This is a genomic window from Pseudoalteromonas sp. ND6B, assembly GCF_000764215.1.
Lineage (GTDB): Bacteria > Pseudomonadota > Gammaproteobacteria > Enterobacterales > Alteromonadaceae > Pseudoalteromonas > Pseudoalteromonas tetraodonis.
Genome location: NZ_JQFL01000028.1, coordinates 145,107 through 159,298, shown reverse-complemented (window position 1 = coordinate 159,298; position 14,192 = coordinate 145,107). Strand labels below are relative to the sequence as shown.

The window sequence follows — 14,192 nt, the reverse complement described above, 5'->3', positions numbered from 1 at the left end:
TGCGGATGCAGCCTTTAATTTAATCATAAGTATGATGGCGGGTGACGCTAAATCGGTTTAGGATTCGATGCACTACATACACTGCACTTAAGCTTACTGTTACTGCAACAGCCACCGAGCTAAATCGATACATGGCGCTGTATATTAAATCTTGCCCTGGGCCTAACGACTGACCAAATAAAATGCCAAACGTGGTCAATACCCCAAACCCAACCCCCGGTGGACCACCGCCTAAAATATGAAAACGACTGAATATAAAAGACAAAATCCATAATATAGCCACCGGAAAAAGCAAAACGTCAGTATGGTTATACAAAAACAATTGCGCAACTAAAGCAGCATTACAGCCTATCAGTGTACCAATAATACGTTGCCAACTTGCGGTGCCCGCAGCCTTAAAACACAACGAAAACAAAATTAAAATAGACGCCGCTTGCGCCGAAATTGAATCTTGTAAATCAAGTACCTGAAAAACCACAAACGACAAAGTCGCAACGCTAGCGCATAACAACACCTCGTGACGAATACTTTCTTTATCCTTGTGCGGTACAGCGCGCATGGGTCGCGCTGTCACATCAGGAAACAAGCCATGCATCAAGAGCGCAATAATAATAGTAATAAAAATAGCCACACCATTACTTAAAATAAGCGGGTAAATGCTGCTTCCTTGATCAACATGGCTGGCAAAGTGCAACTGAATCGATAAACTCACCGCCCCCAAAGCACCAAATAAAAATGCGCCACCAGAGCTCATTAAGTAAAACAATATACAAAAGCTGGCAAAAATAATGAGCGTCATTAACACCGGCAAGTGTGAAAATAAGCCCTGTAAAATAAGCACTATAAACGCACTGTAGGCAGCACTGGCAACAAATTGACGGATCACGCCTTTGTTAATACTTGGCACTAAACCGAGTAATAACATAGGGTAAACTGTAAAAAATATTCCATTGGGCCAATTCATTAACTTGCACAAAGTAAAACCAATAGTGCAGCCGCCAGCAATCCGTAGCGCTTGGCGTAAACCATTTGAATCGAGTTGTGGCGCTTGGCTAACATGTTGTGTCATTACTCGCCCCACTAATAAATGTAATGTAACCAACTAATAAAGCGGATCTGTACTGATCCCAACCATTGACCTATAGCCGATTGTGGAAGTAACTGCACAGTGGCACGCGCACCACTGGGCATATTATTTATAAGCTGAGTGTTATTTGGCAGCACTAAATGAATACGTTGACGCTGCGCGTCACGAACCCAGCGGTTGCTGGTTTCGGTGGTGCTAAGTAATCCATTCGCACTAAGTTGCCCGTCACTAACACCTGCTTCGAAGGTTTCAATTTTAGCGTCGAATACTTCACCTGGTCGGCTGTCAAACACTACTTTTGCTAAACTGCCTGGCTGCATATTTAATAGTGACTTTTCACGAAAATCAGCCACTAAATCTGCTTTTCTTGCCACAATAGCAAGTAATGGCTTACCCGCAACAGCATAGGAACCCTCAAGTAACTGTAAATTAGCCACTACACCATCACTTAAAGCACGCACTTGCGTATAGGATAAGTTAAGCTCGGCTTGCGCTAACTGATTGGCCGCATGGCGCAGCGCTAAATTATTTTGCCCCGAGTCGCCTCGCGCCAAAACAGCTTCTGCCAACTGTGCTTCAAAGGCGGCTAAATTAGATTGGCTTGCTGCAAAATTTGCACGAATGCTTTCAAGCTCTTGTTCCGAAATAGAGTTTTGTTTATAAAGCGTTTCGCCACGCTTTTTTAATAGCTGCTGCTCATGCAATTTAGCGTTAGCTGCACTTATTTGTGCCTCAAGCGCTTTTACATTGGTATCAAGGCGTTTATTTTGCAGTTTAGCATCGTCAAGGGCAAGCTGTGCTTGCTCAAGTGCTAGTTGGTAAGTATTTTTATCTATCTCAAATAATACATCACCCGCTTTAACCGCTTGGTTATTACTGACCAATACATCGGTAACACGGCCATTTATTTGCGGTGATATTTGCACAACCGGATGATAAACCCGTGCTTGTGGCGTAACCGGCAACCACACATCGGCAACAATATAATAAAAAAAGACAACAATAAAACCAACAAGCGAAACTTTAACGTAGCGGGAAAATTTTTGATCAGGTGTCATACTTATTTATCTCCAGATAAGCTTGCAATACAACGCCGCGCGTTTTCTTCCATTTGCACTAAACTGTGCGCCATACCATCAAGTTGCTCAGTACTTAAACCGGCATATAAACGCTGTTTAATATCGCTTGTTAGCTCTTTTAAGTGTTCTAATAACTTTATACCCTCATCGGTAAAGTACAATTTTTTACTGCGTTTATCGTGTTCATCAACTTGTCGAATAACCAGATTTTGCTGCTCTAATTGCTTAATGGTGCGCGTTAATGAGGGCATTTCAATACCTAAACTGGTCGCCAATGCTTGCTGTGTTGCCCCTAAAGGTAAATGATGTAAGTGAATCATTGCCGTCCAGCGCGACTGAGTTAAACCTAAGGGTTCAACCGCCAGTGTCACCGCTTCTCGACATAAGCGGTGCACTCGGCCCATATTGCCGCATAAGGTTAAATCGAGTGTTTCATGAAAAGGAATAGTGCTACTCATAGGAACTCTTACTTGTGAATATCAGCAAATTTTAGCATTAGTTAGCAGGCTAAGTAAATATTTGGTATTTTAACTTCACGTAAATAAGTATTATTTAGATAAATAGTGTACGGCAAGCTTATCTAAGAAAGTATAAAGCTTATTGTTCATTTCACTATAGTCGTGACTTAAGAGCTTTTCGGGATTTTCTACAAAGCGATGGTTTTGGGCATTGCTTAAATCATCGTTGGCAATGAGGAGGGTAACCACCTCGGTGGTCAATTCCATGTGGCATTGAAAACCAAATACTAAATCGCTATAAGCGACTATTTGCCTTGGACAACCTTCGCTATAGGCAATAATACTGGCTGTAGTAGTCAGCCCTGGCATATCGTTATGCCAATGCCCCACATTAAGCTCACTGCCAAAATGGCTAAATAACGGATGATTCAAACCTGCATCAGTGAGGGTAATAGCAAACTTACCAATTTCCTTTTCTGGACTAGGTTGATAAGCCGCGCCTAACGCTTCACCAATTAATTGCGACCCCAAACAAACGCCCAACACTACTTTGTTTGCCGTGATCGCACTGGCAATAAAGGCTTGTTCTTTTTTGCTATCAAAATAAGCGCATTCTGCAAGCGATGTAGCGGGCGATTGTGGCCCACCCATTACGATTAAAAAGTCTATATCATCAGCATGTTGCGGTAAGTTTCCAGCTAAATAAATACGGGTATAAGACAGCGTATGACCATTCATTTTAGCCCAGGTTTCATAAGCGCCTGGCGCTTCAAAATGTTCATGAATAATAAAGTGAATGTGCATTATCGCTTCCTTAAAATATTATCTTTTTAATAAGTAATGGTCACCGGATATAAGTGACCATGTAACAGCTACTAAAAGTTAAGTAAATTTGCTGGAGAGTATTGATCGGTTAGCACCTTAGTATCACTTGGCCAATCTTGGCCATCTTTAGTGAAAAACATACGCTGGCTAATTGCCTTTATATCTACGTCATAAGGGGCAAGTAACGGAGCTAGCTGCGTCACCCGCTGCGCTATTTGTTGCTCTGTAGGGATATTGCTATAACCAGCTAAAATAATACGATTACTATTATTATTGGCTGTTACATTAATAAAATCGCCAAATACCGCATGATAGGTTGCCGACTCATGCTCATAGAGTTTACTTGATGAAAACGTGTTAGCAGCCACAATTCCGCCTTCTGCTAATACGCTTTTTATCTCTTCAAAAAACTCTTTTGTGAGTAAGTGCTCAGGAATGTAATCGCCATTAAACGCATCTAAAATAATCCAATCAAATTGCTGTTTTTTAAGCGCCGCACGTTTAATAAAAATACGCCCATCTTGCACTTTAGCAGTTACGTTATCGGTTTCTATAAAGTTAAAATAATCGCGCGCCACTTTAATTACCGCAGGATCTATTTCTACATTTTCAATATGCGCACTCGGGTATAGCTCGTGAATCATATTAGAAAGCGTACCGCCACCTAAACCAATAATGAGCACATTTTTAGGGTTATCAATCAGTAACAAACTAGAAAAAGCCAGCTTAGTGTAGTTAAACACGAGTTTTTTAGGGTCGCTAATGTACATGCAACTTTGGCTGCTTTGTCGGTTTTTTTCATCAAACTTTAAACAGCGTAAATCGCCAGTTTCTTCAACGAGTAGATTTCGATACAAGGAGCGCTCTTTATGCACAACATTAGCTGCACTGTATGATGAAAGCAGTAGCGCCGTAATACAAACAAACAGGGATTTAAACTTAAGCATAAACGGCCTCTCGTACTTTAAGTTTGTCAAAGGTAATAGCAATTAGCCCAAGCGTGCCCAATACACCAGCAAAACCTAAAATAATCGCGTTAACATCAAACGCCAGTACCATATAAAAAGAGGTAATAATGGTGCCCAGTGCGCTGCCTAAGGTACTTACAAAATAAAGGCCACCTGCTACTTGGCCGCTGCGCTCACTATTTGTGACCAGTAAACGTACGGAGTAGGGCGAGATCATGCCTAAAATAATGGTGGGTATAAAAAATAACGCGGTTGAGGCGAGTAACGAGCCATAGCGACTGTCTTCAATATGCGAAAAAATAAATGCCATAATTGGCTCAGCAAACAAAGCAATGGGTAGTACCATAATACTGGCAACTAAAAAGATTAACCCATATTTGGTCAACGAAGGATGACGAATAGACAGCTTACCCCCCAGTAAATACCCAAATGATAAGCTAAGCATAAATACCGTAATAATACTGCCCCAGATATGCACACTACTGCCAAAGTAAGGCGCTAAAATTCGCCCACCTAATAGCTCTATTCCCATAATACTAAAGCCACTACTAAACGCTAAAAAGTAAATTAATGCATTTGTTTTTGTTAACATTATATTGTTCTTATTGTGTTATTTTTATCCATCTTAACGTGATAGCTGCATAGTCGCTAGTGTAAAAATTAGACGCACACATAGAGCGCAAAAAAACATTTTGTTATAAAGTAACACATGCTATAGTTTTGGTTATAATATAACGTTACTAAAAAGCATTTTATGAAGTACTCATTAATTTACTTAGCCTGCTTAAGTGCAAGCGCACAAAGCCTTGCCCAAAGTCAACCAATAGAGAAAATTGCGGTTACATATAAACAAGCTTACCGAGGCGATATTCCTCAAAAGCAAATGCCACAATCAATCGAAACCCTCGATAACGCGATACTTGATCAAAAAGGAATAACTCAATTACAAGATGCGCTGGATTTTTCTGCCAGTATTTCACGTAAAAATAACAGTGGCGCATTATGGGATAGCTTTTCGATTCGTGGATTATCGGGTAACGAAAACATGCCATCGGGTTACTTAATTAATGGTTTTAGCGGTGGGCGCGGATTCAGCGGCCCTCGTGATGTATCAAACATTGAGTACATTGAAGTATTAAAAGGCCCAGGCTCCGCACTTTATGGCCGCTCAGAGCCCGGCGGTACAGTTAATATCGTGACCAAAAAACCTCAGTTTGAGCAACAGGGTGAGCTAAAGCTCAGCTTAGGTAGTGATAATTTTAATCGCGTTGAAGGTGACTATACAAACGGCATTAACGATAACACTGCATTTAGAATAAATGGCGCATGGCAAGATAGCGACAGCTACCGCGATGACGTGTACACCCATAAAAAGGTGGTTACACCATCGATTTATCATCAAATAAACGCTTCAACCAGCATCACTTATGAATTTGAATACGTTGATTTAGCCCAGCTATTTGACCGTGGGGTTGTTGTACTTAATGATAATTTTAATACTGTCCCTAACTCGCGCTATTTAGGTAATCCAAACGATGGTGACACGCAAGTATATTCTCGTGGTCACCAAGTGACTTTAAATCATGATATAAACAATGAATGGTCACTCGTTGTAGGCGCAAACTACCGCAGCTCTACACTAACTGGGTTTTCGTCTGATGCTGAACTTGCACCCTCGCGCCAATCATTATTCGATGATGGCCGCACACTTACCCGCCAACAGCGCTACCGCGATTATGAAGTTGATGATACCAGCCTTAAATTTGAGCTAAGCGGGCATTTTGATACCGCAGGCATTACCCATCATTTATTAATGGGAGCCGATGCATACAAATACGACTTACGCACTGGACTTTATCGTTATCGCGGCGGTAACGGCACCTACACAATTGATATTTATCAACCTAATTATAACGTTGCGCGTCCTGAAGTAGGTTTACTCTACGAAAACAACGAACAACAAGATGCTTATGGTATATACGTTCAAGATCAAATGGATCTGACTGATAAATTTAAGCTATTAGTTGGCCTTAGGTTCGATAGCGTAGATCAAGACATTTTAGAAACCAAAAGTGCTGTGCTTTCAAGCAGTTCACAAAGCCAGGTAAGTCCACGAATAGGCTTAGTATACGAGCTAAACAACGCTGTAACCTTATACAGCAGTTACTCTGAAGGCTTTTTACCATTAAGTGGCACAGATGCAAGTGGCGACCCATTTGGCTTTGAATACAGTGACTCAATTGAAGTAGGCGCTAAATTTAGCTACCAAGGCATAGCGGGTACCCTGGCATTATTTGATGCCACTAAAAGTAATATGTTAGTAGCCGACCCTGTAAACGTTGGCTTTTCAGCGCCTATTGGTAAAGCAAACAGTAAAGGTGTTGAACTCGATTTAAGTACTTACATTACTGATGATACAAAGTTTAATTTATCTTACGCTTATATAGATGCCAGTACGGCAAACGACATAATAAATGCTGATTGGGGCGTGCCAATCAAAAAAGGCAGCCCATTAGTCAATGTGCCTAAAAATAACTTAAACCTAACGCTTAGCCATCAAACGGTCGTTCTTGGCAAAGAGCTAGAACTAGGTGCCAGTTATCAGTACACCAGTGAACGATTAGGCGATGCCGCCGATTTAAAATTTAACTTACCGAGCTATCAACTAGTTGGTATTTTTGGGCAGGTAAACTTAACCGAGCACACCAAGTTAAATATCAGTGTTAACAATATTTTTGATGAAGAATATGCTCAAAGTAGCTACAACGCATTATGGGTTTACCCAGGTGCGCCTACTCAATTTAAGATGTCACTGGCCTATCAATTCTAACAATTTCATAGTCCCGATTAGCTATTTTAACGTCTAGTTATTTATAGTTTTTCATCCAAAGCGTCTTAATGTAGTGGTTAAGGCGCTTTTTTTATTTTTTTGTATAATACATAGCCTCTGTTAACCCCCTTTACAATCACTTTCATCTTATAAAATAGCTGTCTGCATTATGACATTTTAGGTACGCTGTATTTTAAAACATGTTATAAATATCACACTAAAATACAGCGACTCCGGTTAGATTTAAAGGACAAGAATAAATGGATACAAGCAGCAATAATAGCTCGTTAATTATTTTTCTTATTTCAGTATGTTTATTGTTACCATTCCTAGAAAGCATGCACGGGGGAACGCTATGGGGTTTAAATTGGCACTCACCACGGCTTATGGATACATTAAGCCATAATCTACTTTATATAAAATTAGTGTTGGTAATTACGGGTTTAATACTGCTTTTCACCAAACCTAAAAAAATTAAAAGCATAATTAAAAATAAAATAGCCCAGTGGTTGTTCTATATCATTCTTACATTAGTCGGTGTAATACAAATTCCTTTTTTGTGTTTAGGGATTTTAGTCAATGGTTCTTCATTATCAACGCCTGATTATATTCACAAACAAAGCACGTTTACTGATCGTACTATTTATATTTATACCGCAGACCCTGGGGCAATGGGGAAAGCCTATCATTATGCGTATTTAAATTGCCCGCTAGCATTTGGCCGTTATGAGCTAAAGCGAATTGCTAAACTCAATTGGATGCGCGAATACACGTTTTACATTGAAAAGAATAATCTGATAGTAATTGATAAAAATTCTGATGGTTTAACGCATACTTTTGATATGAGTGATGTAACCTGTTCGAGCTGATACCTCCTTTTTATAATTAGCTTAAGTTTCTGGTGTTGAATACGCATGCCATAAGTGCCTTTAGTAAACCAATATTGATTTAAACGCACTCTTTTGAAAATGTATGCATAGTGCTATTGAAATATATGAGCAGTACAAAAATTATAGAGACGTAAACCCCCTTTACACTATGGTGCAATACGCAGTGTTTTCTAGTGCTTTATATACCAATCAGCTTAGACATAAAAAAATTCAATCCGTTAAATTATTCAGATATTTATGCCGATTGGTATATATACAACTTTTAATATTAATTAAAACTGATAGCTTATCCGAGCCGAAACATTACGTCCTGGTTGGCTATATTGGCTAAAATCAGTACCTTTGGATTGACCAGCAATAAGTTCAAACGGTACGTACTCTTTATCGAGTAGGTTAAGTAAACCTACATTCATTTGCCATGCTTGCCACTGATAATTTGCATATAAATCAACAACACCATAACCGTTACCTTGTGTTGTTTTATTACCATTAGTATCAAGTACTACATCAGACTGCGCCTTAGCTAAACGCCAAGCAGCGGTCCAATTAACATTGCCAAACTCAGTGCTTACTAATATAGAACCATTTAACGGGCTAATACTAGTGAGTGGCTGGTCAGAGTCTTTGTTTTCACCATCTACGTAAGCAACATTGGCTTCTAATAAAATATCGTCGGTAACATACATAGCAATACCAGCTTCTACACCGCTGATCTGGGTTTCGCTAATATTTTGATATTGGTAAAATGTTTTATTTACATTAGGAATATAAGTTGGTTCAACACCCGCGATTGTTGTTTCGATAAAGTCATCATAGGCAGCATAAAAAGTACTTAGATTTACACTAATATCGCTACTTGCGTATCTTAATCCGATCTCGAATGAGTCACTGCTTTCAGGGTCTAAATCTGCGTTTGGTAATATTTGATAAAATGGCTCAACACCATGGCTTTGATAAGCTTGGTCATGTGGCGGTATTTTAAAGCCTCGAACATATTGCCCATACCAAGATAAATTATCGTCTACCTGATAAATCACACCCAGCTTTGGTGAAAACGCAGACTCGGTAATATCATCAAGCTCGATGTCAGCGTATAGCGCATCTTTTTTTGCTTCAAGTGCATAATAATCGTAACGAATACCCGCAACTAACGACCAATCAGTCTCATTAAATTTAATACTGTCTTGCATATATACACCAACTAAAGAAGTATCGGCGCCAGGAAATGCTTTTTGTTTTTCATTCGTAAAATCAACAGTACCATCATTTAATACACGGGTTTTTAAGCGTGGTCGTGTAGTATCATATAAATCAATATCGATTCCATAAACAAATTCATGCTCGGTATTTTCTCCTTTAACTTCCTTACTAAATACCGCTTTTAAGCCTAAAATATCTTGCTCAAACCCGTAGTCATTATAATCAATGTAATTTCTAGCTGCGCTTATTTGGTCACTTTGTTGCTCGTATCGACTATAAGATAGTTGCCCATACCATTTATCAAATATAGCTGTTGCCATATCTGAATCATAATCGAGTGCAAATGAGATATTTGTGTCTTCGTCTTCGGTTTCTTGAATGGATGGAGTGATTACTTGTTCTGTTGTTTGATTAAAGTAATCTAAGGTATACTTAAGGGTGCGTTTTTCATCAAGTTTTTGCTCAACTTTAAGCAGCAAAGCGTCCGAGCGGGCATCGTAACCTGGTAAATCTTCAACGTAGTTTTGTACTTCTTCACTATCGCGATGGCTATAAACAGCGCTAATAGCAAAGTCACCTAAATCTTTTGCGGCTGTAATATCAGCAGCAACCTGATTGCTTTGGCCTTGGTAGCCTAACGCTACTTTTATCAAGCTTTGTTGATCCACTAAATAATCACTCGGGTCTTTAGTTGTTATTACTACAATTCCCCCTAGTGCATCAGAACCATATAGCGATGATGCCGCCCCTTTTGCAACTTCAACTTGTTTAACACCCGCAACATCAAAGTAGTTTCGACCCACTAAATAACCGCCGCCGCCAGCGTAGCCATCGTTTGTGCGTCTTCCATCTTTAATAAAAACAACTCTGTTGCCACCAACACCTCGTACAGTTAATGTTTGCGCGCCTGCGCCACTGCCAGTACTTGAGATACTTGGATCGTATTTAAACATAGTTTGTAAATCTACAGCGAGTTGACGCTCAATATCTTGTTCGGTAATAACCGTTACTGAGCCAGTCACATCTTCAAGCTTTTGTTCAAAACGAGAGCCACTAACCACAATATGATCGTCAATAACATTTTCGGCCAGTGCGCTACCAGAGCTAATTAACAAAGAGGCTAATGCTGTAAATTTAAAAGAAAAGGGATTCATCTCCACTCCAAATGATAATAGTTATTATTTACTCTTAAATGGTACAACTAACCCAAAATAAGATCAATTGATTATGATAATCATTTTCATTTAGATTAAAGTGGTTATAATACTAAAAAATAAAATCGGAGTTTGTTATGAAGTACCTAATTTTTTTTCTGGCTTTAGCCACTCAATCAGCACTCGCTAAAGAGCGTGTGATCAGTGCTGGCGGTACATTAACTGAAATAATCTACGCACTAGATAAACAAAATAGTTTAGTCGCGGTTGACCAATCAAGTATGTATCCGCAACAAGCAACACAGTTGCCACAGGTAGGCTACTATCGAGATCTAGCCGCTGAGGGAGTACTTTCAATGCGCCCAACTACGTTACTTGCACTTGAAGGTGCGGGAAGAGAGCAGGCACTCAAGCAAATAGAAGCGACCGGAGTGAAGGTTATTCACTATAAAAAGCCGACTTCTGTAAATGAACTACTTGAACTAATTAAGCACCTTGGTAGTGATTTAGATGCAAACCTAAAAGCTCAAAATCTGATTACTAAAATAAAAAAATCGTTACCTACTAAAGCAAAAACACAGACCCACAACGCTTTGTTTTTACTTTCAGCTAATGAGCGTGGGCTCGTCGCAGCAGGACAAGAAACGGTGCCCAACTTGCTGTTTAATTATGCGGGCATTACCAATATAGCTGCTACGCATACAGGCTTTAAAGCAATTAACAGTGAAGTACTGGCTGTAAATCAGCCCGATTTTTTAGTGGCGCCAGCGCATGTTGTGCAAAGCCTTGGTGGGAAACAAGCCTTTTGTAAACAGCCTACACTTCGTTTATTAAAAGCAGCGCAAGAGTGTCAGTTACTGGTCATGGACAGCTTACTTTCACTGGGCATGTCGCCGCGTATTTCAACTGCGATTCAAGCATTACATGAGTATAAAACACGCTTATGAGCACGTTAACTTTGAATCGTTTTAACGCCATAACACTGAGTAACCCGCATAAGTGGATGCTATTAAGTTATGGCTGCATTTTTGCTTTAGCATTACTTAGCATAGGCTATGGGGCCGCAGGATGGGATTGGCGCTTAGCTATTGCATGGCTAGCTCCTGAACATTTTAGTCAATTTGATGCGCTACAAATCAATGTGGTTACACAAATACGCCTGCCTCGTTTTGTCCTTGCAGTGATGGTAGGTTTAGTACTTGCACAAACAGGGGCTGCAACCCAAGCGCTATGTCGTAACCCGCTTGCTGATCCCTCTATTATTGGTATAAGCGCAGGCGCTGCAATGGTTGCGGTTGCTTTTATTGCCCTTAGTGCACAATTTAATTTTAACGCTCAACACTACTTACCTTATGCCTCATTTTTGGGCGCATTATCAGTAACGTCGCTGGTATATTTAGTCTCAAAACAACAAAAACAAATTAATATCAATACGCTTATATTAGTCGGTGTCGCTATTAATGCATTGGCATTTGCTGTTATTGGGTTATTAAGTTTTTATGCTGATGACAGCGCACTGCGGTTAATTAACTATTGGACCATGGGCTCATTAGGCGGTGCGAGCTGGGATAATATAAAACAGGCGAGTCCTTTGCTTTTGCTGAGCCTTATCGGGCTATGGCGATTAAAAGAGCCAATGAATCTACTCCTTATCGGTGAATCACAAGCTCAATACTTAGGCGTCGATACCAGCAAGCTTAAATTATACGTCATTATATTAGTTGCATTGGGCGTAGGTGCGGTAGTTGCGCTAACAGGTTTAATTGGCTTTGTTGGTTTAGTTGTCCCTCATATCGCACGCCTCATGGTTGGGCCTCATTTACGAAATATGCTACCACTTTGTATGCTTTTAGGTGTCATTGTGTTGCTACTTTCAGATTGGTTGGCACGCTTGGTTGTTATGCCTGCGGAGCTGCCAATTGGCATTATAACGGCGTTACTTGGCGCTCCACTATTTATATATTTGATCATTAAAAATAAGCGAGATTGGTCATGATCACGTTTAACAACCTCAATATAGGCTTTAACACGCATCGTGTTTTAGAGGGTATTAGCGGCAATATCCAAGCAGGACAACTTGTCGCACTGATAGGCGAAAATGGCGCAGGTAAATCAACCTTACTGCATACTTTGGCAGGCATGCATCCCTTTGAGGGAGATATACTATTTAATACCAAGCCTTTGCATTCATTTTCTAAAGAGCAATTAGCTAGCAAGCGCGCTGTAATGATGCAAAGTAACCATGTTGGCTTTGATTTTAGTGTATTTGAACTCATTGCTATGGGTCGCTATCCCTATACAGAGTCTCTTAAAGCACAAGCCAATAAAGTTCAAAAATATGCCTCACTTATGGATTTAACCCATTACCTAACACGTCGAATGAGTGCGCTTTCGGGCGGCGAACAGCAGCGTGTTCATATGGCGCGCACATTAGCCCAGTTAGATGCTTTTACTGCGCAAACTGAGCCTAAATTAATGTTGCTCGATGAGCCAACATCAGCGCTAGATATGCGTCATCAACACACTTTACTTAGCTGTGTTAGAACCTTTGTAGAGCAAGGAAACAGCGCCATTATTGCTATACACGATCTTAATTTAGCAAGCCTTTATGCAACCAACGCTATTTTATTACACAACCAAAAAGTGCTGCAAAGCGGGTCTATAAATACCGTTTTAACAGCACAAAACTTACAACAAATGTACGCCATGAAATTGCACGTTAACCCTCATCCTTATAACGATGCGCCCATGGTTTTTTCTCAACGTCAGGAGTTTTCATGAGAGAGCAAGCATTAAACGACGCACGTACGCTCGTTTTTAAAACCCATGCCGGCGTAATGTCGACCATTTCAAATAATTTACGCGGCTATCCGTTTGGCTCTGTTACACCTTATATGTGTGACGAACAAGGTCGCATCTACTTTTTTATTAGTGACATAGCTCAGCACACCAAAAATTTAAAACAGGACTCACGCATGAGTCTGACTATTTTTGATGCCGCCGATTATGGCGATCAAAACGAACATGGGCGAGTAACACTTGTAGGTGATGGCTCTATTGTGACAAAGGATCGATGCGAAGTACTACTTGATAAATATATAGCTTTGTATCCTGAGGCTGCAGGCTATCGCAATGCGCATGATTTTCAGCTTTGGCAATTAGATGTAGTCCGTGTACGTTATATTGGCGGCTTTGGAAAAATATTTTGGCTTGAACAAAACGAGTGGCAAGCTCAGCCTAAAAAGTGGGATGAAAGCCAGCAGCAAAGCATGATCACTCATATGAATGAAGATCATCAAGATGCTATGTCGCTGATATTAATGCAGCACTACAGCGTAGCTGATAACACCCCAATAATGAGCGGCCTACTACCCACAGGCTTTTATATACAAAGCCACAAGCGTAATTACTTTATTAATTTTGCGAACGAGTGCGATAGCCCAATAGCCGTGCGAAAAGCACTTGTAGCCTTAACAAATCAAGCACGAAACAGCTCAAACCAACTAGCAGAGACAGTATGAAAAAATTAATAGCCTTACTAAGTACTTCACTGCTACTGAGTACCAATGCTGCATATGCAGACGAATGCACACTAAATATAGATGCAAACGATATGATGCAGTTTTCAACTAAAACACTAAGCGCCCCTAAAAGCTGTAAGCAAGTGACCGTAAAGCATAGGGCGTGTTGAACTTTGCGGA

At 40.1% G+C, this 14,192-nt stretch carries 14 protein-coding genes; 7 read left to right on the top strand and 7 right to left on the bottom strand.

Annotated features, from left to right (window positions below):
* Positions 1-19 precede the first annotated feature (19 nt).
* The 6 genes from ND6B_RS11645 to ND6B_RS11670 all read right to left on the bottom strand — a co-directional run bounded on the left by ND6B_RS11645 (position 20) and on the right by ND6B_RS11670 (position 5,009).
* The gene (locus ND6B_RS11645) at positions 20-1,069 is read right to left on the bottom strand and encodes a DUF2955 domain-containing protein (RefSeq protein ID WP_033103212.1); all 1,050 of its coding nucleotides are present in this window, start codon (positions 1,067-1,069) and stop codon (positions 20-22) included.
* An 11-nt stretch (positions 1,070-1,080) separates the two neighbouring features.
* Positions 1,081-2,145, bottom strand: a complete 1,065-nt coding sequence (locus ND6B_RS11650) for an HlyD family secretion protein (RefSeq protein ID WP_033103211.1) — start codon at positions 2,143-2,145, stop codon at positions 1,081-1,083.
* Between the two features lie 2 nt (positions 2,146-2,147).
* Positions 2,148-2,624: a MarR family winged helix-turn-helix transcriptional regulator gene (locus ND6B_RS11655; RefSeq protein WP_008110790.1), complete on the bottom strand. Its 477-nt coding sequence runs from the start codon at positions 2,622-2,624 to the stop codon at positions 2,148-2,150.
* A gap of 90 nt (positions 2,625-2,714) precedes the next feature.
* On the bottom strand, positions 2,715-3,428 hold the full coding sequence (locus ND6B_RS11660) for a type 1 glutamine amidotransferase (protein WP_033103210.1): 714 nt from the start codon (positions 3,426-3,428) through the stop codon (positions 2,715-2,717).
* Between the two features lie 71 nt (positions 3,429-3,499).
* On the bottom strand, positions 3,500-4,396 hold the full coding sequence (locus ND6B_RS11665; protein WP_033103209.1) for a spermidine synthase: 897 nt from the start codon (positions 4,394-4,396) through the stop codon (positions 3,500-3,502).
* The gene (locus tag ND6B_RS11670) at positions 4,389-5,009 is read right to left on the bottom strand and encodes a fused MFS/spermidine synthase (RefSeq protein ID WP_024602440.1); all 621 of its coding nucleotides are present in this window, start codon (positions 5,007-5,009) and stop codon (positions 4,389-4,391) included. The genes ND6B_RS11665 and ND6B_RS11670 overlap by 8 nt, the downstream gene beginning before the upstream one ends.
* Before the next feature lie 162 nt (positions 5,010-5,171).
* Between ND6B_RS11670 and ND6B_RS11675 the strand changes: the two genes are divergently transcribed.
* Positions 5,172-7,247: a TonB-dependent siderophore receptor gene (locus ND6B_RS11675; protein WP_033103208.1), complete on the top strand. Its 2,076-nt coding sequence runs from the start codon at positions 5,172-5,174 to the stop codon at positions 7,245-7,247.
* Between the two features lie 260 nt (positions 7,248-7,507).
* On the top strand, positions 7,508-8,116 hold the full coding sequence (locus tag ND6B_RS11680) for a hypothetical protein (RefSeq protein ID WP_033103207.1): 609 nt from the start codon (positions 7,508-7,510) through the stop codon (positions 8,114-8,116).
* A gap of 293 nt (positions 8,117-8,409) precedes the next feature.
* Here ND6B_RS11680 and ND6B_RS11685 read toward each other — a convergent pair whose 3' ends face one another.
* Positions 8,410-10,491: a TonB-dependent hemoglobin/transferrin/lactoferrin family receptor gene (locus tag ND6B_RS11685; protein WP_033103206.1), complete on the bottom strand. Its 2,082-nt coding sequence runs from the start codon at positions 10,489-10,491 to the stop codon at positions 8,410-8,412.
* A gap of 137 nt (positions 10,492-10,628) precedes the next feature.
* On the opposite strand from ND6B_RS11685, the gene ND6B_RS11690 reads away from it, so the two are divergent.
* From ND6B_RS11690 to ND6B_RS11710, 5 genes are read left to right on the top strand one after another with little or no spacing between them, the layout of a single operon-like run.
* On the top strand, positions 10,629-11,438 hold the full coding sequence (locus tag ND6B_RS11690; protein ID WP_033103205.1) for a heme/hemin ABC transporter substrate-binding protein: 810 nt from the start codon (positions 10,629-10,631) through the stop codon (positions 11,436-11,438).
* Positions 11,435-12,487 (top strand): FecCD family ABC transporter permease, encoded by a 1,053-nt coding sequence (locus ND6B_RS11695; protein WP_024602445.1) that lies wholly within the window; start codon positions 11,435-11,437, stop codon positions 12,485-12,487. The genes ND6B_RS11690 and ND6B_RS11695 overlap by 4 nt, the downstream gene beginning before the upstream one ends.
* Positions 12,484-13,272: a heme ABC transporter ATP-binding protein gene (locus ND6B_RS11700; RefSeq protein ID WP_051440314.1), complete on the top strand. Its 789-nt coding sequence runs from the start codon at positions 12,484-12,486 to the stop codon at positions 13,270-13,272. The genes ND6B_RS11695 and ND6B_RS11700 overlap by 4 nt, the downstream gene beginning before the upstream one ends.
* Positions 13,269-14,012, top strand: coding sequence for a HugZ family pyridoxamine 5'-phosphate oxidase (locus tag ND6B_RS11705; RefSeq protein ID WP_028834635.1), 744 nt, complete (start codon positions 13,269-13,271; stop codon positions 14,010-14,012). The genes ND6B_RS11700 and ND6B_RS11705 overlap by 4 nt, the downstream gene beginning before the upstream one ends.
* The gene (locus tag ND6B_RS11710) at positions 14,009-14,182 is read left to right on the top strand and encodes a hypothetical protein (RefSeq protein ID WP_235420464.1); all 174 of its coding nucleotides are present in this window, start codon (positions 14,009-14,011) and stop codon (positions 14,180-14,182) included. Before ND6B_RS11705 ends, ND6B_RS11710 begins: the two co-directional genes overlap by 4 nt.
* Positions 14,183-14,192 lie beyond the last annotated feature (10 nt).